26 protein-coding genes, 1 tRNA gene and 1 pseudogene are annotated in these 25,267 nt (G+C 50.6%); 12 read left to right on the top strand and 16 right to left on the bottom strand.

Annotation, left to right across the window (positions count from 1 at the left end; all coding sequences use genetic code 11):
* The 3 genes from polA to ACTHRE_RS10120 all read left to right on the top strand — a co-directional run bounded on the left by polA (position 1) and on the right by ACTHRE_RS10120 (position 4,705).
* A complete protein-coding gene (polA, locus tag ACTHRE_RS10130; RefSeq protein ID WP_377073350.1) occupies positions 1-2,796 on the top strand; it encodes a DNA polymerase I in 2,796 nt (931 codons plus the stop codon).
* 1 nt (position 2,797) lies between these two features.
* Entirely contained in the window at positions 2,798-4,222 is a 1,425-nt protein-coding gene (locus ACTHRE_RS10125; protein ID WP_377073348.1) for a hypothetical protein, read from the top strand.
* Positions 4,223-4,324: 102 nt separating this feature from the next.
* Entirely contained in the window at positions 4,325-4,705 is a 381-nt protein-coding gene (locus ACTHRE_RS10120; RefSeq protein ID WP_003748129.1) for a putative zinc-binding protein, read from the top strand.
* A gap of 264 nt (positions 4,706-4,969) precedes the next feature.
* Here the strand turns inward: ACTHRE_RS10120 and ACTHRE_RS10115 are convergent, their stop codons facing one another.
* The 3 genes from ACTHRE_RS10115 to gap form a co-directional block, all read right to left on the bottom strand.
* On the bottom strand, positions 4,970-6,175 hold the full coding sequence (locus ACTHRE_RS10115; protein ID WP_377073346.1) for a pentapeptide repeat-containing protein: 1,206 nt from the start codon (positions 6,173-6,175) through the stop codon (positions 4,970-4,972).
* Between the two features lie 85 nt (positions 6,176-6,260).
* Complete coding sequence (uvrD, locus tag ACTHRE_RS10110) at positions 6,261-8,468, bottom strand: DNA helicase II (protein WP_377073344.1); 2,208 nt, start codon at positions 8,466-8,468, stop codon at positions 6,261-6,263.
* A 100-nt stretch (positions 8,469-8,568) separates the two neighbouring features.
* Positions 8,569-9,597, bottom strand: coding sequence for a type I glyceraldehyde-3-phosphate dehydrogenase (gene gap, locus ACTHRE_RS10105; RefSeq protein ID WP_003682614.1), 1,029 nt, complete (start codon positions 9,595-9,597; stop codon positions 8,569-8,571).
* 776 nt (positions 9,598-10,373) lie between these two features.
* On the opposite strand from gap, the gene ACTHRE_RS10100 reads away from it, so the two are divergent.
* From ACTHRE_RS10100 to ACTHRE_RS10065, 8 genes and pseudogenes are all read left to right on the top strand, one after another.
* A complete protein-coding gene (locus ACTHRE_RS10100; protein WP_083290018.1) occupies positions 10,374-11,909 on the top strand; it encodes a sodium-dependent transporter in 1,536 nt (511 codons plus the stop codon).
* A complete protein-coding gene (locus ACTHRE_RS10095) occupies positions 11,909-12,001 on the top strand; it encodes a methionine/alanine import family NSS transporter small subunit (protein WP_036472778.1) in 93 nt (30 codons plus the stop codon). The genes ACTHRE_RS10100 and ACTHRE_RS10095 overlap by 1 nt, the downstream gene beginning before the upstream one ends.
* Before the next feature lie 232 nt (positions 12,002-12,233).
* Positions 12,234-13,706 carry a magnesium transporter gene (gene mgtE / locus ACTHRE_RS10090; protein WP_377073341.1) on the top strand — a complete coding sequence of 491 codons (1,473 nt, stop codon included), beginning with the start codon at positions 12,234-12,236 and terminating at the stop codon, positions 13,704-13,706.
* Between the two features lie 100 nt (positions 13,707-13,806).
* Positions 13,807-13,947 (top strand): annotated as a pseudogene (locus ACTHRE_RS10085) (FAD-dependent oxidoreductase); the annotation flags it as partial.
* A gap of 67 nt (positions 13,948-14,014) precedes the next feature.
* Complete coding sequence (locus ACTHRE_RS10080; protein WP_377073339.1) at positions 14,015-14,473, top strand: methyltransferase family protein; 459 nt, start codon at positions 14,015-14,017, stop codon at positions 14,471-14,473.
* A 114-nt stretch (positions 14,474-14,587) separates the two neighbouring features.
* The gene (gene thiE, locus ACTHRE_RS10075; protein ID WP_377073338.1) at positions 14,588-15,205 is read left to right on the top strand and encodes a thiamine phosphate synthase; all 618 of its coding nucleotides are present in this window, start codon (positions 14,588-14,590) and stop codon (positions 15,203-15,205) included.
* A gap of 42 nt (positions 15,206-15,247) precedes the next feature.
* Entirely contained in the window at positions 15,248-15,442 is a 195-nt protein-coding gene (gene thiS, locus ACTHRE_RS10070; protein ID WP_315112275.1) for a sulfur carrier protein ThiS, read from the top strand.
* Positions 15,443-15,560: 118 nt separating this feature from the next.
* A complete protein-coding gene (locus ACTHRE_RS10065; RefSeq protein WP_049332237.1) occupies positions 15,561-16,349 on the top strand; it encodes a thiazole synthase in 789 nt (262 codons plus the stop codon).
* A gap of 72 nt (positions 16,350-16,421) precedes the next feature.
* Here ACTHRE_RS10065 and ACTHRE_RS10060 read toward each other — a convergent pair whose 3' ends face one another.
* The 10 genes from ACTHRE_RS10060 to ACTHRE_RS10015 form a co-directional block, all read right to left on the bottom strand.
* Positions 16,422-17,189, bottom strand: coding sequence for a uracil-DNA glycosylase family protein (locus tag ACTHRE_RS10060; RefSeq protein WP_296184373.1), 768 nt, complete (start codon positions 17,187-17,189; stop codon positions 16,422-16,424).
* Entirely contained in the window at positions 17,183-17,626 is a 444-nt protein-coding gene (gene rimI / locus ACTHRE_RS10055) for a ribosomal protein S18-alanine N-acetyltransferase (RefSeq protein ID WP_296184371.1), read from the bottom strand. Before rimI ends, ACTHRE_RS10060 begins: the two co-directional genes overlap by 7 nt.
* Positions 17,623-18,297, bottom strand: coding sequence for a tRNA (adenosine(37)-N6)-threonylcarbamoyltransferase complex dimerization subunit type 1 TsaB (tsaB, locus tag ACTHRE_RS10050; protein ID WP_377073335.1), 675 nt, complete (start codon positions 18,295-18,297; stop codon positions 17,623-17,625). Before tsaB ends, rimI begins: the two co-directional genes overlap by 4 nt.
* Before the next feature lie 530 nt (positions 18,298-18,827).
* The gene (locus ACTHRE_RS10045) at positions 18,828-19,502 is read right to left on the bottom strand and encodes a glutathione S-transferase family protein (protein WP_377073333.1); all 675 of its coding nucleotides are present in this window, start codon (positions 19,500-19,502) and stop codon (positions 18,828-18,830) included.
* Positions 19,503-19,510: 8 nt separating this feature from the next.
* Entirely contained in the window at positions 19,511-19,906 is a 396-nt protein-coding gene (locus tag ACTHRE_RS10040; protein ID WP_377073330.1) for a hypothetical protein, read from the bottom strand.
* Positions 19,907-21,073, bottom strand: coding sequence for a beta-ketoacyl-ACP synthase III (locus ACTHRE_RS10035; RefSeq protein WP_377073328.1), 1,167 nt, complete (start codon positions 21,071-21,073; stop codon positions 19,907-19,909). It abuts the gene before it with no gap.
* 19 nt (positions 21,074-21,092) lie between these two features.
* The gene (locus ACTHRE_RS10030; protein WP_377073326.1) at positions 21,093-21,338 is read right to left on the bottom strand and encodes a GNAT family N-acetyltransferase; all 246 of its coding nucleotides are present in this window, start codon (positions 21,336-21,338) and stop codon (positions 21,093-21,095) included.
* A gap of 34 nt (positions 21,339-21,372) precedes the next feature.
* Positions 21,373-22,281 (bottom strand): dialkylrecorsinol condensing enzyme, encoded by a 909-nt coding sequence (locus tag ACTHRE_RS10025; protein WP_377073325.1) that lies wholly within the window; start codon positions 22,279-22,281, stop codon positions 21,373-21,375.
* A 102-nt stretch (positions 22,282-22,383) separates the two neighbouring features.
* The gene (locus ACTHRE_RS10020; protein WP_141756644.1) at positions 22,384-22,581 is read right to left on the bottom strand and encodes a hypothetical protein; all 198 of its coding nucleotides are present in this window, start codon (positions 22,579-22,581) and stop codon (positions 22,384-22,386) included.
* 9 nt (positions 22,582-22,590) lie between these two features.
* Positions 22,591-22,666, bottom strand: a tRNA-Phe gene (locus ACTHRE_RS10015).
* Positions 22,667-22,870: 204 nt separating this feature from the next.
* Between ACTHRE_RS10015 and ACTHRE_RS10010 the strand changes: the two genes are divergently transcribed.
* Complete coding sequence (locus ACTHRE_RS10010; protein WP_070459658.1) at positions 22,871-23,431, top strand: hypothetical protein; 561 nt, start codon at positions 22,871-22,873, stop codon at positions 23,429-23,431.
* A 47-nt stretch (positions 23,432-23,478) separates the two neighbouring features.
* Here the strand turns inward: ACTHRE_RS10010 and coaD are convergent, their stop codons facing one another.
* From coaD to ACTHRE_RS09995, 3 genes are all read right to left on the bottom strand, one after another.
* Positions 23,479-23,991, bottom strand: a complete 513-nt coding sequence (gene coaD, locus ACTHRE_RS10005) for a pantetheine-phosphate adenylyltransferase (RefSeq protein ID WP_377073323.1) — start codon at positions 23,989-23,991, stop codon at positions 23,479-23,481.
* 107 nt (positions 23,992-24,098) lie between these two features.
* Positions 24,099-24,785 (bottom strand): Bax inhibitor-1 family protein, encoded by a 687-nt coding sequence (locus ACTHRE_RS10000; protein WP_315039487.1) that lies wholly within the window; start codon positions 24,783-24,785, stop codon positions 24,099-24,101.
* A 163-nt stretch (positions 24,786-24,948) separates the two neighbouring features.
* Positions 24,949-25,224, bottom strand: a complete 276-nt coding sequence (locus ACTHRE_RS09995) for an oxidative damage protection protein (protein WP_039861863.1) — start codon at positions 25,222-25,224, stop codon at positions 24,949-24,951.
* Positions 25,225-25,267 lie beyond the last annotated feature (43 nt).

The raw sequence follows: 25,267 nt of genomic DNA, 5'->3' as shown, positions 1-25,267 counted from the left end.
ATGTCCAATAAACCCACACTCCTTCTCGTTGATGGCTCTTCTTATCTTTACCGCGCCTATCATGCTATGGGGCAGAATTTGTCTGCGCCCGACGGTGCGCCGACGGGGGCGATGTATGGCGTGTTGAACATGCTGCGCCGCCTGCGGGCGGATTATGTGCACGACTATTGCGCGGTGGTGTTTGATGCGAAGGGCAAAAATTTTCGCCACGAGATGTTCCCCAACTATAAGGCGACGCGTCCGCCGATGCCGGACGATTTGCGCCCGCAGGCGGAAGCCTTGCCGGATTTGGTGCGCCTAATGGGCTGGCCGGTATTGGTGATTCCGCAGGTGGAAGCGGATGACGTTATCGGCACTTTGGCTAAGATGGCTAGCGAAGCAGGTTGGAACGTGGTGGTATCTACCGGCGATAAGGACATGGCGCAGTTGGTGAACGAACGCGTGACGCTGGTGAACACGATGAGCGGTGAAACGCTAGACATTGAAGGCGTGAAGGAAAAATTCGGCGTGCGTCCCGACCAAATTCGCGATTATCTCGCGCTGATGGGCGACAAGGTGGACAACGTGCCGGGCGTGGAAAAGTGCGGCCCGAAAACCGCGGTGAAGTGGTTGGAAGCCTATGGCTCGCTGGCAGGCGTGATGGAACACGCTGGCGAAGTCAAAGGCAAGGTGGGCGAAAACCTGCAAGCCGCTTTGGAACAACTGCCGCTGTCGTATGATTTGGTAACGATTAAAACCGAGTTGGATTTGCACACCGAGCTTTCAGACGGCCTCGAAAGCCTGCGCCGCACTACGCCTAAATGGGCGCAGCTGGTTGTCGATTTCAAACGCTGGGGCTTCCGCACTTGGCTGAAAGAGGCGGAAAGCCGTATGCACGAAGCGCAAAACACTGATTTGTTCGGCAGCGAGCATATTGGTGAACAAGCCGCATTGGCGATAGAAACACAGCCTGAAAAACAGCCCGAACTCGCCCCAGCCCCTGAGAAACTGGATTATCAAGCCATTACCACCGAAGCGCAGTTTGCCGCCTTGTTGGAGAAACTGGCTCAGGCGGACAAAATCGGCATCGATACGGAAACCACGTCCCTAGACGCGATGAACGCCTCGCTGGTCGGCATCAGCATTGCGTTTCAAGCAGGGGAGGCGGTTTACATCCCCGTAGGACACAGCCTGACTGCCGCACCCGAACAGCTTGATTTGCAAGACGTATTAGGCCGTCTGAAACTGCATTTGGAAAACCCCGACCTGAAAAAAATCGGGCAAAACCTCAAATACGACCAACACGTTTTTGCCAACTACGACATCGCCCTGAACGGCATTGCCGGCGATTCCATGCTCGCTTCCTACATTATTGAGAGCCATCTCGGACACGGCTTGGACGAATTGTCCGAACGCTGGCTCGGCTTGGAAACCATTACCTACGAATCGCTGTGCGGCAAAGGCGCGAAGCAAATCAGTTTTGCCGACGTCGCCATCGGGCAGGCGACCGAATACGCCGCCCAAGACGCCGATTTCGCCCTGCGCCTCGAAGCGCACTTGCGCGCGCAAATGGACGCCAAACAGCTTGAAATGTATGAAAAAATGGAGCTGCCCGTTGCGCAAGTATTGTTTGAAATGGAACGCAATGGCGTGCAAATCGACCGCGCCGAACTCGCCCGCCAAAGCGCAGAACTCGGCGCCGAACTGATGAAGCTCGAACAAGAAGCCTACGCCGCTGCAGGCCAGCCGTTCAACCTCAACTCGCCCAAACAGCTTCAAGAAATCCTGTTCGACAAAATGGGCATCCCCACCAAAGGACTGAAAAAAACTGCCAAAGGCGGCATTTCCACCAACGAAGCCGTGCTCGAACAGCTCGCGCCCGATTATCCATTGCCCAAAATCATCCTGCAAAACCGCAGCCTGGCAAAACTCAAATCCACTTACACCGACAAACTGCCCGAAATGATTTCGCCCAAAGACGGTCGCGTGCATACCACCTACGCTCAAGCCGTCGCCATTACCGGCCGCCTCGCCAGCAACAACCCCAACCTGCAAAACATCCCCATCCGCACCGCCGAAGGCCGCCGCGTGCGCCGCGCCTTTACCGCACCGCAAGGCAGCGTCATCGTTTCCGCCGACTATTCCCAAATCGAGCTGCGCATCATGGCGCACCTCTCCGGCGACAAAACCCTGATTACAGCGTTCCAAAACGGCGAAGACGTACACCGCCGCACCGCCGCCGAAGTATTTGGCATCGTCCCCGAAAACGTCTCGCCCGAACAACGCCGCTACGCCAAAACCATCAACTTCGGCCTGATCTACGGCATGGGCCAATACGGCCTCGCCAAATCATTGGGCATCGACAATATCTCTGCTAAAAACTTTATCGACCGCTACTTCGCCCGCTATCCCGGCGTCGCCGAATACATGCAGCGCACCAAAGAACAAGCCGCCGCCCAAGGCTACGTCGAAACCCTGTTCGGCCGCCGCCTCTACCTGCCCGACATCCACAACAAAAACGCCAACGCCCGCGCCGGAGCCGAACGCGCCGCCATCAACGCCCCCATGCAGGGCACCGCATCCGACCTCATCAAACGCGCCATGATAGACGTGTCCCGCTGGCTGGTTTCAGACGGCCTGAAGAGCAAACTGATTATGCAGGTGCATGACGAACTGGTGTTGGAAGTACCCGAAGCCGAACTGGATTTAGTCAAAGAAAAACTGCCGCAGATTATGGCGAAAGTGGACGAAGGGATGTTGAACGTGCCGCTGGTGGCTGAAGTGGGCGTGGGGATGAATTGGGAAGAGGCGCATTGAGATGAATGATGCATTGAAAAATATTGATACATACATCAAGGTTTATGAAGCAATCAAATCAATTCAATCTGATATTAAAAAACTTAAAGATGATAGAATTAATCTAGATAGTAGAATTATTGCTATTAAAATAGATAATTTAAAGAAAGGTATCTCGGATATTCAAAGGAGCACCTATAATAAGGGATTAAAATATGAAATTTGTCAATGTAAAAAAAATTTAAATCAAAATTTAAATCAAATTTTGATTATATGCAAGTTAGCTAATAGACTTGGTGAAAAAGAATATTTTTCATATCTAGTTGAAAAAGAAATTTATAGTATTCAACAAAATTTCGTTTTTCTAGATGAAGAATTATTAGAATCCATTGAAATCAGTTCAACCCATAAAGAAATCAAGAAAAAGATATCGGATATTCGAAGTAATGTTAGCTTAAAATTCTTACGGGACAAGCTAGACTGTTTGGTAAGAAATTTAAATGAAATATCTAAATCTGAAGAATTGTTAAATGATAAAACCAATTTGGAGAAGCTTTATTTTTATGCCACAATATTTTTAGCAAGTCTTCCTATACTATCGGTCTTAGTTTTTTTATTCTTGCTTATATATCTTTTCAGAATAAACTCATCCATATTTTTTACAGCTATCTTAGCTGATAGCGGAATTAATGGGATCTTATTTTTTGCTGCAGTCGTTTTCTTCTTTGGGGTAACTCTACTTTTCTTACCTTATACCGTTATTTTCACACAAAATCATAAATCTAATGTATTTGACAAATTTATAACCACAGTATTAATTATAATATCTTTAGTTTTTTCGTGGATAGGATTTTGGAGTATCTCTACTGTTTTGGATGCATTTATTACTGCCATATGTTGGACAGTTGTAGTCTTGTTAGTTAGGTATGGATACAAAAGGAAAGGAATCAGAAGAGGAGACCCCAAAGCTACTGTTGCTACCATATTAATTATGCCGATTTTATTAGTGGGAGTGGCATTGATTTCATCTTCAATACTACAACTTTCCGGTTCATCTGTTGGGTTAAGATTAGAAAATATATTCCGAACAATAGGCTTTGTCCAAAAGGATTATTCATGGTTTAAAGTCAATAAACCTTATTTTGAGCGTACAGGGTTGAAACTTTCTAATTTAAAAATAAAGGAAGAAAAATTTACCAATGATTATTCAAAACTGACTTTGGATCGTAACGAGAATGATGTATTCCTTTATGGAAAATTATGGATAAATGCGAATAATCTGAAAATTTTATGTCCTCCTTCAAAAATAGAACTGCAAGAAAAAGAGGATGGTACAAAAACATATACGCCAATGGATATTAAAGCAGAGGAAGTGGATAAAAAATGTCTTGTCTTTCAATCCGATGATTTACAAAGCATAATGGGGTTTGTTGAACAGTCTAACTAGTAAGCTGTAACCCGAATATCAGCATACCACGTATGATGCGCCCGATAGGCTGACCATGGATGGACACATAAAGATAAAAACCGCTACCGAAGGAAATAGAAAATGCCTAACCGTAATGAGCTTCCCTTGATTTATTCTTGTTCCGGATGTTCCGATGTGGCGCAGCTGGCCAACAACACAGCCGTGGCGCTTGACCATGCAGGAGAGTTTGAAATGTCGTGCATTTCCGGCGTGGGCGGCAAAGTCGCGCCGTTGGTACGCAAAGCGCAGTCCGGACGGCCGATGTTGGTTATTGACGGCTGTCATCTGCATTGCGCCAAATCGTGTTTGGAAAATGTGGGCGTCGAAATCCCGGAAGGGCATCATGTAAAACTATACGAACTGGGCTACAAAAAACGCTTTGGCAAAAGCTATGATGAGGCTACGGTAGAAGAAGTTTATCAATATGTTTTGACGAAGAAGGGCGATGTATTGAGCAGTTAACGACTTTTATTTGCCTGATTGTCCCCAGAATATCGGTTGAGAATCTAATCCATGGGACTGTAAGTTTTACATATACATGATTTGGGACGTGAGAAAATAAAGATTTTAGGCCGTCTGAAAAACCATTTAGTTTTCAGACGGCCTTATATTTGGCAGATAAACGTTCTAGCCTGATTGCCGATAAGTTCAGCGTTTAGATTAACCTGCAAGAATCAGGCTGGTGTACGCAGCCGATTAACGAAGGTATGTGGGCAGCGAGGATTTCTATATAGATTTTTTGCCGGACAAATCAGCAATTTTACTTAGTAAATCAATTACCTTGTCCGATCCGAAATCATTGTTCGACTGATTGTCTGCCGATGAATGATCAGGCAAATATTGGCTATTGAGCAGACGATTGCGGATTTGGGTAAAAGTTTCCTGCACATATTCGTTTGCCTTTTCCGGATTGTTGAAACTGACGGCAGCGTGCTGAGACGCTTCAAGCAAACCGCTATACAGCTCGATTTGGTGTTTCATATTGGAAAAATGGCGGACTTCTGCCAACAGATTTTTCTGATGTCGCAGACAGGTGGTGCCGATTACCATTAGGGTAATAATGGGGAATGTATAAAACAAGATATTCAGATTTTTCTCAATGAAAAATTTTGAATTGCATAAAACGAATCCACTAAAAACCAATAATAAAATTATGGCAAGACCAAACAAAATAATTCCTAGCCATTTAAACCAACGAGCCGTATTTTCATTATTTTGGATCTGGCTGTCAGTGTTTTTCAAAGCTCCTGAAAGAGATTTTTGGGCATCTTTAATTCGATTGCTTAATCCTTTTTGTAATTCTTCAATTTTTGAATTTAATTCCTCCTTTATTTTTTCCTTTTCCAATTTTTCTTGTTCAAGTCTTGCTGATAGTTTTGTAATTTCGTCATTGTTTTTTGTTAGTGTATTATTGGATTGAGCTTGGTTTAATTTTATTTGTAAATCTTGAATAATTTTTTCTGAAGATTGAAGTTTTCTTTGCAAATTATCTGTAGATATAACAGAATTTCCAAGGAGCTGGGTTAAATCTATCCCGTCTAGATGTGCTCCATCAAAAGATGCAGCAGTTAAGTCCGCTCCTCTTAAATTTGTTTTAATTAAATTTGCCTTATCTAATTTTGCGCTTGTTAAATCTGTTCTGCTCAAATTTGCTATAGTTAAATTTGCATGAGTTAAATCAGCTCCAGTTAAATCAGCTCCAGATAAATCAGCTCCAAATAAATCAGATCCTCTTAAATCGGCTCCCCTTAAATTTACTCCTCTTAAATTTGCTCTTCTTAAATCTGCTCTTATTAAATTCATTCCAGTTAAAACTGCTCCAGATAAATCAGCTTGCTCACCGCTTTGACCGTCAGTTTTAATCCATAATTGATGATTGTGCAAGATTGATAAAAGAGCTTCTCTATCTATTTTCATATTATTCTTTTTCATAACTTTCCCTTTCGTTAAACCTTTATTGTTTCTTGTTGAAACTGTATTTTTCAGACGGCCTTTATCATTCCAAGCCTTCTAATTTCTACATCTCTTCCAATTTCGCAAACTTGGTGTCCAACTCTTTCACGCCCTGCTTGCCGAAGTTGATGGTCAGTCGGGCGGATTCGCCTTTGTCCACGGCATCGATGATGACGCCGGTGCCGAATTTGGCGTGGCGGACGTTTTGGCCGATGCGGAAGCCTGCGTAGGTTTGCGGCTGTTTGAAGTCTTCGATGATTTTGTCTTTGAACATGGAGGTTTGGCGCGTGTTGCCGTAGCTGTCGTAGGCGGGTTTTTTGACGGACAGGTAGTGCAATACTTCGGGCGGGATTTCTTCGACAAAGCGGGAGACGATGCCGAATTGGGTTTGTCCGTGCAGCATGCGTTGCTGTGCCATGGTGATGTAGAGGCGTTTGCGGGCGCGGGTGATGGCGACGTACATGAGGCGGCGTTCTTCTTCGAGGCCGCCGCGTTCGGCAAGGCTCATTTCGCTGGGGAAGCGGCCTTCTTCCATGCCGGTGAGGAAGACGGCGTTGAATTCCAAGCCTTTGGAGGCGTGGACGGTCATGAGTTGGACGGCTTTTTCGCCTGCGCCTGCTTGGTTTTCGCCGGATTCGAGGGCGGCGTTGCTCAAGAAAGCGAGGATGGGGAAGGCGGGGTCGTCTGAAATGTTTTCGGGCAGGGTTTCAAAGTTGCTGTCTTCGGGTTTGAACTCGATGGCGGCGTTGACGAGTTCGTCAAGGTTGTCGAGGCGGTCTTGGTTGTCGCCTTTTTGGGTTTGGTAGTGTTCGGTCAGGCCGCTGTCTTTGAGGATGCCGACGATGATTTCGGACAGGGGCATTTGTCCGACTTGGTTGCGCAGGGCTTCAATCAGGCGGACGAAGGCGGCGATTTTGGTGGCTTTTGCGCCGGCGTTGCAGGCTGCCTGCCAGAGGGTGATGCCTTGTTCGTTTGAGGCCGTCTGAAGGTTTTCGATGGTGCGTGCGCCGATGCCGCGCGGTGGGAAATTAATCACGCGCAAGAGGGCGTTGTCGTCGTCGGGATTGACGGCGAGGCGCAGGTAGGCGAGGGCGTGTTTGATTTCTTGGCGTTCGTAAAAGCGCAGGCCGCCGTAGATTTTGTAGGGGATGCCGCTGCGGAACAGGCTTTGTTCGATGACGCGCGATTGGGCGTTGCTGCGGTAGAGGACGGCGATTTCGTCCAAATCCCAGCCTTCGCGTTCGAGGGCTTTGGTTTCGTCCACGATGAATTGGGCTTCTTCGAGGTCGGTAAAGGCGGAGTAGTAGCGGATTTTGTCGCCTGCTTCGGCGTCGGTGCGCAGGTTTTTGCCAAGGCGTTCGTCGTTGTTTTCGATGACGGCGTTGGCGGCGGCGAGGATGTTGCCGACGGAGCGGTAGTTTTGTTCGAGTTTGACGGGCGCATCGATGTGGAACTCGTTCATTAATGCGGTCATGTTGCCGACGTTTGCGCCGCGGAACCGATAGATACTTTGGTCGTCGTCGCCGACGGCAAATACTGCCGCGTTGCCGCCCGCCATGAGTTTGAGCCAGGCGTATTGCAGTTTGTTGGTGTCTTGGAACTCGTCGACTAGAATATGGTTGAAGCGGTTTTGGTAGTGTTGGCGCAGGATTTCGTTGTTTTGCAGCATTTCGTAGCTGCGGAGCATGAGTTCGGCGAAATCGACTACGCCTTCGCGTTGGCAGATTTTGTCGTATTCGGCGTAGCACTCAATCATGCGGCGTGTATGCGGATCGGGCGCGCTCAATACGGAAGCGCGCAAGCCGGATTCTTTTTGCGCGTTGATAAAGCCTTGCAATGAACGCGGTGCGATGATTTCTTCGGCGATGTTGAGGCTTTTGAGCAGGCGTTTGATCAGGGAAAGCTGATCGCCGCTGTCGAGGATTTGAAAGGAAGAGGGCAGACCGGCATCGCGGTGGTGCAGGCGCAAAAAGCGGTGGCAGAGGCCGTGGAACGTGCCGAGCCACATGGCGCGGACGTTGACGGGAATCATTGCGCCCAAACGGGTCTGCATTTCTTTGGCGGCTTTGTTGGTAAACGTTACCGCCATAATGCTGTGCACGCTGGCTTGTCCGCTTTGCAAAAGCCATGCGATACGCGTGGTCAGCACGCGCGTTTTGCCGCTGCCCGCGCCGGCCAAAACGAGGGCGGATTGCGGCGGCCAGGTTACGGCGGAGAGTTGTTCGGGGTTTAAGCCTTGCAGCAGATTGGGGGCGGATTCGTTGGGAAACATGAAGAGGCCGTCTGAAAATAAATGGGAATGCGATATTTTAAAGGAAATACAAAAGGCCGTCTGAAAAGATGTTTCAGACGGCCTTTGTGTTGGAAGCCGATTAGAACGGACGTACTTCCAAACCGAACATACGGCGCGCGGTGTTCAGCATTTGGCAGCTGAAGCCCCACTCGTTGTCGTACCATGCGAACACTTTAACCATTTTGCCTGCGGTAACTTTGGTCAGCGTAGAGTCAAATGTGCTGGCTTGGGTAGTGTGGTTGAAGTCCATGGAAACCAGTGGCAGGGTATTGTAGGCCAATACGCCTTTCAGACGGCCTTCTTCGGAAGCGGCTTTCATCAGCGCGTTGATTTCTTCGGCGGAAGTGTCGCGGCCTGCTTGGAAGCTCAGGTCAACCAGGGAAACGTTGACGGTTGGTACGCGGATGGCGAGGCCGTCGAGTTTGCCTTTCAGGTCTGGCAATACCAAACCAACGGCTTTTGCTGCGCCGGTTTTGGTCGGAATCATGTTTTCCACGCCGCTACGCGCACGGCGCAGGTCTTTGTGGCGTACGTCGGTTACGGTTTGGTCGTTGGTCAGCGCGTGGATGGTGGTCATCACGCCGTTTACGATGCCGATGTTTTCGTTCAACACTTTGGCCACAGGTGCCAGGCAGTTGGTGGTACAAGACGCGTTGGAGATAACGGTCATGTCGTCGGTAATCACGTCGTCGTTTACGCCGTAAACGATGGTTGCGTCAACGTCATCGCCACCGGGAGCGGAAATCAGTACTTTTTTCGCGCCGCTTTCCAAGTGGATTTTGGCTTTCTCTTTGCTGGTGAACGCGCCGGTACATTCCATGACCAGGTCAACGCCCAATTCGCCCCATGGCAATTCGGCTGGGTTGCGGGTAGAGAAGTAAGGGATTTTTTTACCGTCGATGATGAGGTGTTTCTCATCGTGGGAAACTTCAGAGTTGAAGCGGCCGTGAACAGTGTCGAATTTGGTCAGGTGAGCATTGGTCTCGATGCTGCCGCTGGCGTTGATGGCAACGATGTCGAGTTGGTCTTGCAGTTTGTAGTCAAAAATAGCGCGCACTACTTGGCGGCCGATGCGGCCGTAACCGTTGATGGCAACTTTGATACCCATGGCTTTTCCTCTTCTTTTGGGTTTGGGTTGTGGAGTGAATGGTGGCAATTATAGCAAAAATGTAGTGCTGTGTAATTAATGTTTTATTGAAATTTTTAGGTTCGATTATTTTTGATTGTAGATGATTAGAGTAGAAATACAGGTTTAAATTTATTGTTATTTTGTATTTTTTGAAATTTTGTTTTTTATTAATTCTATTTTTGGTGTTTTATGCTCGTTTTAAATCATGGTAATGAAGGAAACGGGAAAAGGCGGATTGTTTTTGTTTATATTAAACAGAATTTGAGTGTGGCTTTTGATTACGACATACAACAGTGGAATTTTCAGACGGCCTAGGTTTAATCGGGCAAAAGTAAAAGGCCGTCTGAACATTTTTGATGACGTGGAATTTAAACGCCTTGGATTCCCGATTTTCCTTGCCGGTTAAGGGGAGGGCGGTTTTTAGCAAAGGGGAAAATTGTCGGAACAAGGGAGGGAAAAACGGTGGATTGAGCTGTGTTTGGGGGTTATATAAATAAGTGTATGAAGGTTTTAGTCGTAGTGTATGAAGATTTTGCTTGTGATTTTAATTTAATTATGACTTGTCAACACTGTTAAATTTTTTTACGATAAGGTCAGATTATGTTTGCATGGCCATAAGCGGTGCATCCTCTATACCGGATATTATCCTTGTCCGAATATCTACTTTAACCGACCGGCTTGCCCGGCCTGATTCCTAAATATATACGCGCAAGGCTGAACGGCCTTGGCGGCACTCGACTTTTAAGAGGTTCATCGTGTCAAATTCTCAATCCAGCGAACGCGCGACGTTTAGCAGTCGCCGCGCCTTTATGTTTGCTGCCATCGGCTCGGCCGTGGGCTTAGGCAACATTTGGCGATTCCCTTACATCGCTTTCGACAATGGCGGCGGTGCTTTCGTCCTCCCTTACTTGGTTGCGCTGTTGACGGCAGGTATTCCGCTGTTGCTGCTCGACTACGCCATCGGCCACCGTTACCGCGGTTCGCCACCTTTGGCTTTCCGCCGCCTCGGCCGTTTGTTTGAGCCGATGGGTTGGTGGAACTTCCTGACCAACGTCATCATCTGTATCTACTACGCCGTGATTGTCGGCTGGGCGGCAAGCTATGCCTATTATTCTTTGACTTCGGCATGGGGTGCGGATCCGCAGGCATTCTTCTTCAAAGACTTCCTGCAAATGGCCGATGCCAAAGACTTGGGCTTGGATTTTGTCGGCAAAGTTGCTGGTCCGCTGATTGCCGTGTGGGTGTTTACGCTGGCGATTATGGCTTTGGGCGTACAAAAAGGCGTGGCCGGTTCATCTACATTCTTCATGCCTTTGTTGGTGGTGATGTTCGTCATCATGGTGGGCATTGCGCTGACTCTGCCGGGTGCGGCAAAAGGTTTGAACGCTTTGTTTACGCCTGACTGGAGCCGTTTGGCGGATCCGAAAGTCTGGGTAGCCGCATATGGCCAGATTTTCTTCTCGCTCTCCATCTGCTTCGGCATCATGATTACTTATTCTTCTTACCTGAAGAAAAAAACCGACTTGGGCGGTACTGGCTTGGTTGTCGGCTTTGCCAACAGCAGCTTTGAGTTGCTCGCCGGTATCGGCGTATTTGCCGCATTGGGCTTTATGGCTCAAGCCGCAGGCAAAGAAGTCAGCGAAGTGGCATCCAACGGTATCGGTTTGGCGTTTATCGCGTTCCCGACCATCATTAACCAAGCCCCTATGGGTGCGTTGATCGGCGTGTTGTTCTTCGGCTCTCTGGTGTTTGCCGGTGTCACTTCGATGATTTCCATCGTTGAAGTGATTGTGGCTGCGATTCAAGACAAAATGAACATTGGCCGTGTCAGCGCAACGCTGATTGCAGGCGTGCCAATGGCAATTATTTCTACCTTGCTGTTCGGTACGACTACCGGCCTGCCTGTGTTGGATGTGTTGGACAAATTCATCAATACCTACGGCATTGTGGCTTCCGGTTTTATTTATGTTTTGGCGATTGTCTTGTTGAACAAGCTGCCGGAACTGCGCAACCACTTGAACGCGCTGTCTTCCATCCGTGTCGGTAAAGTGTGGACTGCCAGCGTGGTGGTTACCGTCGCTATGCTCGGCTATATGCTGTATCAAGATACTGCCAGCCTCTTAAAAGAGAATTACAGCGGCTATCCTGACAGCTTCCTCAATATCTTCGGTTGGGGCATGGTAGGCACTCTCTTGGTATTGTCCGTCCTGCTATCTTTCTTGCCGTGGAAACATGGTCAGAACTTCAACGTCAAAGACGAACATGAACACGAACGTGAAGGAGACGAATAATGAGTACTTCAGCCATTATTATGATGCTTGTCGCATTGATCGTCATTTGGGGCGGATTCATCGTCTCCGTCCTGCGCCTGCCTAAAGAATAAGGTTTGAGCAAATGAAAAGGCCGTCTGAAATTTAAATTTCAGACGGCCTTTCCCGTTAAAAATGGTAAAACGGCCTAAAAAAGAGTAGAATATGGACCGTTTACAACTCTGCGCCTCTCAGCAGGCTTGAATTATGGACCTTCCCAGTTCGTCTTTGAACTTCCCATCTGATACACAACAACAATAATCATCCCGCCGAAATGCCTTCCCGCGTCTGGCGGGCGGAGCATTTATGAGCATCGAACAAACCCCTCCGAATCTCGACAATATCCCCGACAATGATGTGGTAGAAGACCGCATTTCTGACGATCGCATCTCTGACGATATCGACCGCATCCACGCCTTATGCGAAATCCTTGAGCCGTCATTTGAACAAATCGAAGCAGGCATGCCGATTGAAGACGAAAGCCTGTGCGACAAGTTCACCGAGCTGACCGTCCTCTTGGCCGAGTTGCACCCTGCCGACGTGGCCGCCGTCTTGGAATCTCTGCCACCGCGCGAGCGTAACATCGTTTGGCTTTTGGTCGCCCCTGAAGACGACGGCGAAGTGTTGCTGGAAGTATCCGACTCCGTACGCGAAATGCTGATCGAGTCCATGGACAAAGACGAGCTGTTGGCCGCTGTCGATGATTTGGACGCAGACGAATTGGCAGAACTGGCAGACGACCTGCCGCACCAAGTGGTGTACGAAGCGCTGCAAACGCGTGATGAAGAAGAGCGCGAGCAGGTCAAAGCGGCGATGTCTTACGAAGACAACCAAGTCGGCGCGATTATGGACTTTGAATTGGTCAGCATCCGCGCCGATGTGACGTGTGAGGTCGTGTTGCGCTACTTGCGCCGTTTCGACAGTCTGCCCGACCATACCGATAAGATTTTCGTGGTCGATGAAAACGACGTGTTGCAAGGCGTGCTGCCCATCCGCAAACTCTTGGTCGCCGACCCCGAAGACATGGTGGCAGACGTGATGGCCACCGAAGTCGTGCGCTTCCGTCCGGAAGACGACGTGGAAGAAGCGGCGCAGGCATTTGAACGTTATGACTTGGTAACCGCGCCGGTTGTCGATGAAAACAAAAAGCTGATCGGCAGGATCACCATTGACGAAATGGTGGACGTGATCCGTGAAGAATCGGAAGCGGATATGTTGAACATGGCTGGTTTGCAAGAAGAAGAGGACTTGTTCGCCCCGATTTGGGACTCGGTGAAAAACCGTTGGATGTGGCTTGCCATCAACCTGTGTACCGCCTTCATCGCCAGCCGCGTAATTGGCGCATTTGAAGGCAGTATCGAAAAAATCGTCGCACTGGCCGCGCTGATGCCCATCGTCGCCGGTATCGGCGGCAACTCCGGCAACCAAACCATCACCATGATCGTCCGCGCCATGGCAATGGGACAAATGACCAGCACGCAGGCAGGTCGCCTGCTGAAAAAAGAAGTCGGCGTCGCCCTTGTCAACGGCATTATTTGGGGCACGGTAATGGGTGTGATTTCATGGCTGCTCTACGGCAACATCGGCATCGGTTTGGTCATGGTGGCCGCGATGACTTTGAACCTTTTGCTTGCCGCGACCGTCGGCGTCCTCATTCCCGTTATGATGGACAAAGCCGGACGCGACCCGGCATTGGGCAGCTCGGTGCTGATTACCGCGGTAACCGACTCCGGCGGCTTCCTGATTTTCTTGGGATTGGCAACCATATTCCTGTTGTAATAGGAAAAAAGGACGTGTTCGACACGTCCTTTTTCAAACCGTTTAAAAGGCCGAGGCCTTTGCAAAAAAGCTCTTCCCCCCAACAGCCGAAACCTAAACACAGATTTTCGGCCTTTTCCGCCACGGCTTCATGATTTCCCCCGCCGTAACCGCCGCCGTCAGATTGGCAGTGGCACTGTTTGACGGAAAAGACGCGCCCGAACGTGATGAAGAAAGCGGTTTGGCATATATTGGAAAATAAGCTTGAGGTAAAATAAGCTTTAGTTCGTCTGAAAACGTCGCGCCATCAGTTTTATAAAGGTAACAATATGAATTTAGAAACCAAAATTCCGCCGCCGGCGATATGTTTTATTTGTGCGTTGTTGATGTACGTCTCTGCCCAAGTGTCGGCGTTAGCCGACATATTGCCGCGCTTTCCTATATTGCTGTCGGTTGTTTTCATGGTGTTTGGGACTCTGTTGAGCGTATTAGGTGTGTGGGTGTTTCGCCGTGTGCGCACGACCGTCAGCCCGCTAAACCCCGAACAAACCGAACACTTCGTTTCAGACGGCGTGTACCGTTTCAGTCGCAATCCGATGTATGCGGGTCTGGGCTGCTGGCTGGTCGCCTGGGCGGGCTATTTGGCGCACCCGCTGCCGTGGTTGTTTTTGGCTGCATTTGTTGCCTATATGACACGCTTTCAAATCATGCCCGAAGAACGCGTTTTGGAGCAGAAATTCGGTGCAGAGTACGAGTCTTATTGTCGGCGCGTCCGCCGTTGGTTATAAAAGCGAAAGCTTCCCATCAAGTATCGCCCCTCTTCTGCTCTACGGCATGAATGCGAATACTCGATGTTTTTAGACAACCTTTATTGCTCCGTAAGAAATGAAAAAGGACACCCCATGACCTTCCCGCCCCTAAAATCCCCGCTCAAATTCTACGCCGTCGTTCCCACCGCCGATTGGGTGGAGCGCATGGTCAAAGCAGGTGCCGACACGGTGCAACTGCGTTGTAAAACCTTGCATGGCGACGAGTTGAAACGCGAAATCGAACGTTGCGTCGCAGCCTGTCAAAACAGCGCGACCCAGCTTTTCATCAACGACCACTGGCGCGAAGCGATTGCCGCAGGTGCATACGGTGTACATCTCGGGCAGGAAGATATGGACACCGCCGACCTCGCCGCGATTGAAGCTGCCGGTTTGCGCTTGGGTTTGAGTACGCACTCCGTCGCCGAACTCGACCGCGCTTTGTCTGTACACCCCAGCTACGTTGCCAGCGGCGCGATTTTCCCGACCACGACCAAGCAAATGCCCACCGCCCCGCAAGGCTTGGACAAACTGCGTGAATACGTCAGACAGGCACGCGGCACACCCGTCGTTGCCATCGGCGGCATCGATTTGAACAACGCCGAAGCCGTACTCGCCACCGGCGTTTCCTCACTCGCCGTCGTCCGCGCCGTGACCGAAGCGGAAAATCCCGAAGCGGTGGTTAAATCGTTTCAGGCTTTGTGGAATGAATAAGGCCGTCTGAAAATAAGAAGCCCGATAAGAGGAGCAAACATCATGAAGATTATATTAAACAATGAAACCATCACATTAAACGGCACAACCGTTGCCGACCTTATCGCCCAAACCGCGCCGCAAAAGCCTTTTGCCGTTGCCGTCAATACCTATTTTGTCGCCAAAGGCGCGTATGCGGAAACGGTTTTAAACGAAAACGACAAAGTGGACATTGTGCGCCCCGTAGTCGGCGGATAAGCAGTTTGCAATCAATAGGTTGGGTATTTGCGCTCGACTTTTGCCTGTTTGAATATCGGGCAGGGTTGCCCGATTGCCTTATGCTTAAAATCTAAAAAATATTACAAAGGAATCCATCATGTTTACCCTATACGGAGAAACTTTCCCTTCACGGCTGCTGCTCGGTACGGCTGCTTATCCGACGCCGGAAATCCTCAAGCAGTCTGTTCAAATCGCGCAACCGGCGATGATTACCGTTTCGTTACGCCGCGCCGGCAGCGGCGGCGAAGCGCACGGGCAGGGCTTTTGGTCATTGTTGGAAGAAATGGGCGTACCTGTGTTGCCCAATACCGCAGGCTGCCAAAGTGTGCAGGAAGCCGTGACTACTGCACAAATGGCACGCGAAGTGTTTGATACCGATTGGATCAAGCTCGAACTCATCGGCGATGATGACACCTTGCAGCCGGATGTGTTCCAACTGGTTGAAGCGGCGGAAATTCTGATTAAAGACGGCTTTAAAGTGCTGCCTTATTGCACCGAAGACCTGATTGCCTGCCGCCGACTGCTTGACGCAGGCTGTCAGGCGTTGATGCCGTGGGCGGCGCCGATTGGCACGGGTTTGGGCGCGGTTCATGCTTATGCGCTGAAAGTCCTACGTGAACGCCTGCCCGACACGCCGTTGATTATCGACGCGGGCTTGGGTTTGCCTTCGCAGGCGGCGCAAGTGATGGAATGGGGTTTTGACGGCGTGTTGCTGAATACCGCCGTTTCCCGCAGCGGCGATCCGGTCAATATGGCACGCGCTTTTGCGCTTGCGGTCGAGTCGGGCCGTCTGGCTTATGAGGCAGAACCTGTGGAGGCGCGTGAGAAAGCGCGCGCCAGTACGCCGACGGTGGGCCAGCCTTTCTGGCATTCGGCAGAATATTGATAAACATTAGGGCGTGTCGAACACGTCCTTTTTTGTTGGTGAAAAAACCTGATTTCAGGTTGAACAGAATGTTCAGACGGCCTTGGCCAAAAGCTGTTTCAATGGCTTTAAGATTTGCCATGCCTGCGCTTTGAGTTGCGGCTGCATCAGCAGGCGGGCAGGGTGGGGAATGACGAAATGCGGCCGCTCTGCGCACAATTCGTTCATCAGCCCGATCATGTCGGGGCTGTCGAAGATTTTGCCGAGGAACAATACTGCGCGCGCTTGCGAAGCGGTCAGCTCGTTTTGCATTTCGGCAAGCTCGGAGCGGATGTTTTCGGCATCGGGCAGGGCAGTGAATACGGGCGCGGTTTTGACCCATGCGGTTTTGTGCGCCTGCTCGGGCTTGAGGCCGATGGCGGCGAGGATGTTGTCGAGAAGCGTGCCGACGTCGCCGCTAAACAGCGTACCGTGCAGGCTGTCTTCGGTGGACGGACAAATGCTGACTACCATGATTTCAGACGGCCTGATGGTTACGTCAAGACGGGGCAGGTTGTCTGAATGCGTGGCTTTTTCTGTTGTTGCCGGTGTTTCGACAATGGCTTTGGGTGCTGCTTCGGGAACGCGGGCAGCAGGTTTGGCCGTTTGCGCAGTAGCGATGGCGGCAGTGCGTGCCTGATGGGCGCCTGCGGATAAAGTGCGCACAGCTTGCGCGGTATCGGCAGCAATGGTTTTGGGGCGGACGGGCGCGGTTGATGCTGCGGCTTGAGGCGCGGCATGGATGATTTTGGCGTTTTGGTTCAGCCACATGGGGCCCAAGCCCAAGGCTTCGTGCAGGTGCAGGTAACGGCTGCTTAACATGATTTCTCCATCAATACGGCATCTTCGCTGCCACCGTCGGGCAGGGCGTAGTAGTTTTTGCGGCGGCCGCAGGTTTGGAAGCCGTGTTTGCGGTAGAGCTGTTGCGCGGTTTCATTGCTTGCACGGACTTCGAGCAGCAATCGGGTTGCGCCTTGTTGTTGCACTGCGTTTTGCCAGTGTTGCAGTAGGGCGGACGCAATGCCTTGGCGGCGGTATTCGGGTGCGACGGCAATCAGGTGTAGCTCGGATTCGTCAAATACGGTTTGCCACACGATAAAGCCGGTAATTTGGTGGTCTGCTTGACTGAGCCAAACGCTGTCGGGATGGTGTTGAACGGCTGATTCAAACTGCTGCGCCGTCCACGGCGAGGGATTGCCTTGTGCGTCGATGGCGGCAAGGGTGGGACAGTCGGCAAGTACGGCTGGGCGCAGGTTCACGGTTTGGCCTTTTGTTGGGCTTGCTCTTGCGCGGTCAGGGCAATTTTGTTGCGGACGTAGAGCAGCTCGGCGTGCGCCGCGTCAGTAGCAAGATAGCGGCCGCTGCGGGCAAGTTTGAGATAGTCGGCGGCGGTCGGCATATCGGCTTGACCGTCAAAAGACGGTTTGTCGGCGAGGGCAAAGGCATTGCCGATGCCTCCGGTAGGCGTTTTGCCTTCGGGCGCAGTAATGGCGGCGGCTTTGCCAACCGTGTAATCGCTCAAGCGGACGTGGTTTTGCGTATCAAACCATGCGTAGAACACTTCGCCCATACGCGCATCGGTGGCCGCCAGTACGCAGCTTGATGGCGGCAGCAACGAAGCGGCGACATCGAGGCAGGGAATACCGATCATGGGCGTGTCAAACGGCGTGGCCAAACCTTGTGCAACCGCCGCGCCGATACGTAGGCCGGTAAATGCGCCGGGGCCTTGTGCATAAACGATGCAGCCCAAATCGGCGGCCGTGATGCCCACTTCTTTGAAGAGGCGCTCGATTTGCGGCAGGATTTGTTCGGATTGCTTGGTGCCGACGTTTTCGTGAAACAGGCGGACTTCGCCTTGATGTTCCAATGCGATGGACAGAAAGGATGTGCTGGTGTCGATGGCAAGAGTCGGGCGGTTGTCGGTTGGCATGGTGTTTGTCCGTGTTGCGTCGGGCGCTATGGTGGTAGTGGAAAAAAGGTCGTCTGAAATATTATATTTTCAGACGACCTTTTTCTTATTTTAAAGATTTTTTGGTCAGTAGAATACTAAGGTGCATAAATCCGAATGTATGTACGTAGTTAAATATAGCTGCTACAAAGAATTTATCCATATTGTTATCCTCCCTTCTACTCGATATTGGAGTTGCTAATAAGCTATTTTCGATAAATTTTACCATGATGAGATACACAGAAAATAAAGCGAAGCTTAATCCTTCTTTTGTATAAATCAGATTTATTTCACTAACCTCAATGTTGCCTATTGACCAAAAAACCCTTAAAAATTTTTATATTATAGCAGAAATTGTACCATAATACAAATGGTTTTTAAGTTTGAGTGAAGTAGCAAAGGGGAACAAAGCATTCGGGCGGCGCGTTGGTAAAAATGCCGTTTGCCGCAAAGCTATTCGATAAGTGAACCAATGTTTCAGGCCGTCTGAAAATGTTTCAGACGGCCTTGTTTTATTTGTCAAGCTTCAATAAAGGCGAACCTGCTTTTTCAACGGCGCGGCGGTAGGCTTCATGCGCTTCGATGCGCTGCAAATAAGCGCGGATATTGGGGTAGTCGGAAAAATCGAAGCGGTCGGCCGCGGCTTGCAGCGGATAGCTCATCATGATGTCGGCACCGCTGAGGCTGTTGCCGACCAACCATTCGCGGTTTTCCAACTCGTTGTTGATATGGGCAAGATGCAGCGCAGCTTGCGGATGGATAAAGCTGCTTTTGACGCTGCCGCTGATTTTGCGGGCAATCGGTTTGATGAAAAACGGCATGGGCGCGCTTTCAATCCGGCGGAACACCAGTCCGAGCAGCAATAACGGCATCAGCGAACCTTCGGCGTAATGCAGCCAGCGTTGATATTGCCAGTATTCGCGGCTGCTGCGTTCGGGCATCAAACGGCCGTTGCCGTAGGTTTGAATCAGATAGTCTGTAATCGCGCCGCTTTCCGCCAAGATAAAGCCGTTATCATCCAATAAAGGCGATTTGCCCAAGGGATGGATGGCTTTGAGTTCGTCAGGGGCGAGCAAAGTGTGGGGATGACGGCGGTAGGTTTGCAGGCGGTAGGGCGTACCGAGGATTTCAAGCAGCCAAACAATGCGCAGGGCGCGGGATTGGTCGAGCGAATGCAGGGTAATCATGAGGGGCTTTAAATATCGGTTTGTTTGAGGCCGTCTATGCTGATTTGGCAGGCATCGGCGTATTTTTGCAAGGTTTTGGCCGGTAGTTTGGCGAACACTTCGGGGCGGAAATGCCGATGAAGCTGCCATTTCCATACGCCTGTCGCCATGGCCAAGCCGGTTTCATCATAACGACAGCGGAACATATGGTAGTACAGCGGCGAATATTCGCCTTTTTCGACGGCTTCGCGCGCGGCCTGCGTTTGGGCATCGAGTTCGCACACCGCCATTTCGGTGGCGTAGGCTTCGTCCTGCCAACCGTTGCTGGTGGCCGCTTCGTAGTGGCCGTCTCGGGTGCCGTAGATGACTTTGCGGTGGCCGTGGTAGCTGGCACTGTTGTCTTGAGGGATGTCGTCAATCTTCATTCAGACGGCCTTTACTGCTTCCAAAAGCATGAAACATGTTGAAAAACGGCCGCTTTCCGGAACGTAACACAGGATTTTTTGGCCGTGTTCGATAGGAAAGGTGCGCATAAATTCTTCAAGGATGATGTAAATCGAGGCCGAACCCGTATTGCCCTTGCTGTGCAGATTGGTAAACCATTTTTCCTGCGGAATGTCGAAGCCGATGTTTTTCAGGCCGTCTGAAAGGCGGTCGCGGAAAAAGCCGGAAGAGTAGTGGGGCAGGAACCAATCGATTTCTTCGGCACGGATGCCGTGTTTGGCGGCGATTTGGGAGAGGGGTTTTTCCACTGTATAGCGGACGATGTTTTCGTTCAGCAGTTTGACGTCCTGCTTGACCGCCATCAGGCTGTGGCGGCGGCCGTAATCGGCATCGGCGTGTTTCCAACCTTCAAATACGCCGTCGCGGAATTCTGCGCCGGCATACATGCAGGGCGGCATTTCGTTGGCGTAGGAAAGCAGGTCTATCCAATGGATTTTCAGGCTGAGGCCGTCTGAATTGGGGCGGTCGGACAGATACACCGCGCCTGCGCCGTCAGACAGCATCCAGCGCAAAAAGTCTTTTTCAAACCCGATTTCGGGGGATGCGTTTTCCAGTTTTTTATGGTCGGTTTCACTTTGAAATACTTCGCCGCGCATGACCGCCGAGGCGTTTTCGGAAGCAACGGAAAGCGCATGTGCATGTTCGCCGGTACGCACGGCGTTGTAAGCGTGTTTCATTGCCGCCATACCTGCCGCGCATACGCCTGCCATGCTGAACACTTCGCAAGGCGGCATATCCAGCAAACCATGCACCATCACACCGTGTCCGGGCATGGTTTGGTCAGGGTAGGAGGTGGCGCAGGCCAGACTGCCGATTGCTTCTGCAGGAACGCCTTGGGCAAACAGGCCGTTGACCGCTTCGGCAGCCAATTCGGCATTGGTGTGCGTCGTGCGGCGGCTTTCAGGATCGATGGCGTAATGGCGCGACAAAATGCCGTTGGAACGCAAAATCATACGGCGCACGCGTGACGGCACATCGCCTGCCATGCCGAGGACGGCTTCCATTTCGTCATTGCCGACAGGGGCATTGGGCAAGAAGGCAGAAACGCGGTTGAGATAAACGTCTTTGAGTGTGTTATTCGATGTCATGATGTGGTTGTCAAAATAATCAACCGATAAACCGCGCCACGTAGTCGCAGCTTGCAGTCAACGGGATGTGGTGTGTTTCGGCGTATTCCATCAGCGCGCTCACCAGTAGTTTGGCAATGCCGCGATGACGGAAGTTGGGCGAGACCACGGTATGGTTTACGTCCCAGCCGCCGTTATGTTCGGTATAGCTGATATAGCCTGCTTCCAAACCGTCAATGTCGATTTGAAAGCGACGGCGTTCGGGGTAGTGGATAACTTTGGGCATGATGGATTCCTGGTTTGAGGCCGTCTGAAACAGATTATCTGCCTGACGGTTGTTCATAATAATCCGCCAGCTTTTTCAGACGGCCTTTGAGCAGCGGATGCAGCAGTTTTTTCAAAATTACACTGATGGGTAAAACTACCAAAATCATCGCCAATAAAAAGACGATGTAGAAGCACAACAAGGCACGGCGCAAGAGCGGAGAAATACGGCCTGCCGCCATCAAAAGCCTGCCCCAGACGAAGAAGCTGCGGCCGGCGGCGCGTTCGCTGAAAATCAGTTTTTCATTGACTGTCACCGCGCCCATGTTTTGAAACAGGGTTTCGTCCAAAGGCTGTTGGTTCAATAGTGTATCGCACAATTTCGTACCAAACCGCGCCGCATCCGCCAATTCTTCTTCAGCAATGCCGGCAGAGGGCAGGGAGCGGAAATAGCGTTTGTCACCGGTCAGCATCCATGCGGGCGTGGTAATGAAACTTGCCGCGCTGTTGCAGTCATCGATTTTTACGATGTTGCCGATGAGTTTGGCGCCGTTTTGTTTCAGCAAAGATTTCATTTTTTCCTGCGCGCCCAGCCACATATTGCGGCAGCCAATAAGCGTGATGACCGGTTTGCCGTCCAGCAGGCGGCGCGTTTCTTCGCGTTGCAAAAAGGCGGTCATCGGTTGCGAAGGAGAGAGGAACCAAACGGTATAGGCAATGACCACCACATCGTAATCTTCGGATGGAATTTGCGGCGGCAGAATCGGGGCGGGTTTTAAATGGACGGTTTCAGGAAAGGTATCGAAAAAACGCCAAAACGGCCACGGAAACGGAAATGCCTGCTCCGGTACGATATTGATGCAATCGACCTGTATCCCGGCTGTTTGCAACGGTGCGGCAAAATTTCGAGCCAGGCTGGAGAGCTGCCCCGTTTGCGAGTAATGTACAATCAGCACTTTTTTCATTATCTTCCCTGCAATGAGTAAGTTATGGTTGGTTTGGACGGTATTATATAGTAAACCGACCTGCCTTGAACTTTATTCATATTCAGTATGTTCGCGTAGGTTTCAGCCGATTTGGATGGAAGCGCCGTATTCTGTCGGAATGGGGCGGTGAAGCGGATTTTTATGCCATGCCAACATGAACAATGGCCGTCTGAAATTTTTCAGACGGCCTTGTGTGGAAATCGGGACGCATGGTCTGGAACGGGATTTGCGCTTAAAGCATACGTTCAAATCGTATAGATAAAAAAATAACCGCTTCAAGGCGGTTTGTGGTGGCCAGAGGCGGAATCGAACCGCCGACACACGGATTTTCAATCCGTTGCTCTACCAACTGAGCTATCTGGCCTTCGCGTGTTTCGTTGCGAGATGTGAATTAAACCAAATTTCGTTTCCTTGTGCAAGTATTTGTAGGCTTTATTTTTGAGGCGGTAAATTAAGATTTTGTTTTGTATTGAATTATTTTTCGTTTTAATTGGCGGTTTTTAGGTTTGCCGGTTTGATTTTCAGACGGCCTAAGATACAATCGGCTTTTTTGCTTTGGATTTATGCCATGCTGTATGTGTTTGTTCGTGATATGTGGGATGTTTTGCGTTTGCGCTATCGTTCGCCGGAGACGTATTTGTATTCGCCTTTGGTGATGGCGGCGGTGTTGCTGCTGTTGGGTGTCGTGAACGCGGCCAGCATGTCGCCTTTGTTTGGCAGTGGCGCGGCGGCGGTGTGCCTGTCGGTGATTTTGGTGATTGTGAAATGGTTGGTGTTGAGCCGCTCGATGCGTAAGGTGCTGCATTATTACGGTGCGCCCCGGCTGCCTTTGTGGGGCTTTATTTTGGTGTCTGAGGCTTTGCTGCTGCCGCTGTTGCTGGTGTTGTATGTGCCGGCGTTGGCTGCGTTTGCGCTGTTATGGCAGGCTTGGGTTTTTGTGGTGCAGGTACGCGGTTTGATGTGGATGGGAAATGCGACGCTAGGCCGTGTTTTGGTGGGCTATCTGTTGTATGGTATCGGCGTGCTGTGTGTGGGTACGGTGATTTTGATGCTGTTTATTGCCGCCGGTTGGTTGGACATGGAAACGTTGAATCAAAACCTGCAGGCGTTGACGTCTGCCCGTAAATAATCAATGAAAATTGGAAGGCCGTCTGAAATGTTCAGACGGCCTTTGTTTTATGTGTTTGTTTCGTGGTCTTGCAGGATTTTTTGATAGACGGGGTCGGGGAGGTAGCGACCTATCATGTCGCGCCAGCCTTGTGGGCCGACCAAGCCTTTGACCATGGTGGAGGACACTTCGGCTATTTCGCGCGGCGGCATCAGGAAGACGGTGGAGATTTCGGGGGCGATGTCGCTGTTGATGTAGCGCATCGAGCGTTCGTATTCGTAGTCGGCGGCGGAACGGATGCCGCGGACGATGAAATTGGCGTTGGCTTCGCGGGCGTAATCGACCAAAAAGCGGTTTTCAAACACGCTGATGCGGACGTTGGGGAAGGGGTAGGTAATGGCATCGAGCATGGCGCGGCGTTCTTCTATGGTGTAGGTGCTGCGTTTTTCGGGATTGGTGCCGATGGCGACGATGAGTTCGTCAAAGAGGGATTGGGCTTCCTGTATCATCCACAGGTGGCCAAGGGTGGGAGGGTCGAAGCTGCCTGCGTACACGGCACGGCGCGGAGTGGTCGTGGTCATTTTGGATTGGGAATGGGGTTTGTGTGGCGTTCAGGATAGGGGAGTTTGCCGGTGATGTCAAAAATCAAAAAGGCCGTCTGAAATTTCAGACGGCCTTTGCGGTTTTATCAATCGTCACCGCTGAGAGCGATGAGGATTCTTAAGAGTTCGCTGAAAATGTTGTAGATAGAGATGAAGATGGTCAGCGCTGCGCTGATGTGGCTGTCTTCGCCGCCGTCGATAACGGTACGCACCTGCCACATAATCATCAGGGAACTGAAGACAACGAAGCCGGCCGCGATGGTCAGGCTCAGGGCAGGGATGTTGAGGAAGATGTTGGCTACAACGGCAATCATGAGCACGATCGCACCGGTACCGAGGAAGCTGCCGAGTTTGTTCATGTTCATTGTGGTGCGGCGTGCTATGGCGGACATGGTGAAGAATATGCCAGCAGTCATGGCGGCGGCCGTACCGACGATTTGTGCGCCGTTGTTAATCGCCAGGGCGTATTGCAGCATAGGGCTAATGGTAACACCCATGCCGAAAGTGAAGATCATCAACAGTGCTACGCCGACGTTGCTGTAACGGTTTTTTTCAATCAGGAATATCATGCCGTAGAAGAAGCCAAAGAATGCGGCCAGGGCAATCCAATACGAACTAAATATGGAGAAAATGTTAAAGCCTGTTTTGACGGAAAAGAACGCGCCGGCAATGGCAGGAATGAAAGACAGGCCGAGCAGGCGGTAGGTTTTTTGCAGGACGGTATTTTTGGCAACCGAGCCTTGCGAGGTATAGTCGTAAACGTCGTTTTGCATGGCGTTTGCTCCAGTGTGGATTGAAATGAATGAAATTTGGATTTTAACAGAGAATCATGGGTTTGTATGATTTATCTGTTCTATTTGCCTAATATGCGGGGCAATCGGGAATTTTAAAGGCCGTCTGAAAATCGGGTTTCAGACGGCCTTGGCTTTTCAATGCTTATTTAGGCTCTTGCGGAACATAGCCTTGTACGGCATCTGCTCCGTCGCCGAAGAAGTATTGTTCCATCTGCTGGGCGAGGTATTCGCGTGCGCGCGGATCGGCAAGGCTTAAGCGGTTTTCGTTGATCAGCATGGTTTGGTGACGGGTCCAAGCCGTCCATGCTTCTTGGGAAACGTTTTCAAAAATGCGTTTGCCCAATTCGTTGGGCAGCGGCGGAAATTTCATGCCTTCGGCTTCTTTGCCGAGTTTGACGCAGTGAACCATACGGGTCATGGCGGTTTCCTTATGTGGGGTTGCAAAAGTTGGTATTTTAGCC

It is taken from the genome of Neisseria sp. P0001.S007, from assembly GCF_051963655.1.
GTDB lineage: Bacteria > Pseudomonadota > Gammaproteobacteria > Burkholderiales > Neisseriaceae > Neisseria > Neisseria subflava_A.
The sequence above is the reverse complement of the archived record's forward strand: the minus strand, read 5'-3'. Positions and strand labels throughout refer to the sequence as shown.

Coding starts and splice junctions, on each gene's coding strand:
- ACTHRE_RS10040 (WP_377073330.1), bottom strand. CDS start 19,906: ATGAAGATTGACGACATCCCTCAAGACAACAGTGCCAGCTACCACGGC.
- ACTHRE_RS10080 (WP_377073339.1), top strand. CDS start 14,015: ATGAATTTAGAAACCAAAATTCCGCCGCCGGCGATATGTTTTATTTGT.
- ACTHRE_RS10030 (WP_377073326.1), bottom strand. CDS start 21,338: ATGCCCAAAGTTATCCACTACCCCGAACGCCGTCGCTTTCAAATCGAC.
- ACTHRE_RS10025 (WP_377073325.1), bottom strand. CDS start 22,281: ATGAAAAAAGTGCTGATTGTACATTACTCGCAAACGGGGCAGCTCTCC.
- tsaB (WP_377073335.1), bottom strand. CDS start 18,297: ATGCCAACCGACAACCGCCCGACTCTTGCCATCGACACCAGCACATCC.
- ACTHRE_RS10125 (WP_377073348.1), top strand. CDS start 2,798: ATGAATGATGCATTGAAAAATATTGATACATACATCAAGGTTTATGAA.
- polA (WP_377073350.1), top strand. CDS start 1: ATGTCCAATAAACCCACACTCCTTCTCGTTGATGGCTCTTCTTATCTT.
- mgtE (WP_377073341.1), top strand. CDS start 12,234: ATGAGCATCGAACAAACCCCTCCGAATCTCGACAATATCCCCGACAAT.
- uvrD (WP_377073344.1), bottom strand. CDS start 8,468: ATGTTTCCCAACGAATCCGCCCCCAATCTGCTGCAAGGCTTAAACCCC.
- coaD (WP_377073323.1), bottom strand. CDS start 23,991: ATGACCACGACCACTCCGCGCCGTGCCGTGTACGCAGGCAGCTTCGAC.
- ACTHRE_RS10120 (WP_003748129.1), top strand. CDS start 4,325: ATGCCTAACCGTAATGAGCTTCCCTTGATTTATTCTTGTTCCGGATGT.
- ACTHRE_RS10115 (WP_377073346.1), bottom strand. CDS start 6,175: ATGAAAAAGAATAATATGAAAATAGATAGAGAAGCTCTTTTATCAATC.
- thiS (WP_315112275.1), top strand. CDS start 15,248: ATGAAGATTATATTAAACAATGAAACCATCACATTAAACGGCACAACC.
- ACTHRE_RS10010 (WP_070459658.1), top strand. CDS start 22,871: ATGCTGTATGTGTTTGTTCGTGATATGTGGGATGTTTTGCGTTTGCGC.
- ACTHRE_RS10060 (WP_296184373.1), bottom strand. CDS start 17,189: ATGTTAAGCAGCCGTTACCTGCACCTGCACGAAGCCTTGGGCTTGGGC.
- ACTHRE_RS09995 (WP_039861863.1), bottom strand. CDS start 25,224: ATGACCCGTATGGTTCACTGCGTCAAACTCGGCAAAGAAGCCGAAGGC.
- ACTHRE_RS10065 (WP_049332237.1), top strand. CDS start 15,561: ATGTTTACCCTATACGGAGAAACTTTCCCTTCACGGCTGCTGCTCGGT.
- thiE (WP_377073338.1), top strand. CDS start 14,588: ATGACCTTCCCGCCCCTAAAATCCCCGCTCAAATTCTACGCCGTCGTT.
- gap (WP_003682614.1), bottom strand. CDS start 9,597: ATGGGTATCAAAGTTGCCATCAACGGTTACGGCCGCATCGGCCGCCAA.
- ACTHRE_RS10045 (WP_377073333.1), bottom strand. CDS start 19,502: ATGATTACCCTGCATTCGCTCGACCAATCCCGCGCCCTGCGCATTGTT.
- ACTHRE_RS10035 (WP_377073328.1), bottom strand. CDS start 21,073: ATGACATCGAATAACACACTCAAAGACGTTTATCTCAACCGCGTTTCT.
- ACTHRE_RS10095 (WP_036472778.1), top strand. CDS start 11,909: ATGAGTACTTCAGCCATTATTATGATGCTTGTCGCATTGATCGTCATT.
- ACTHRE_RS10000 (WP_315039487.1), bottom strand. CDS start 24,785: ATGCAAAACGACGTTTACGACTATACCTCGCAAGGCTCGGTTGCCAAA.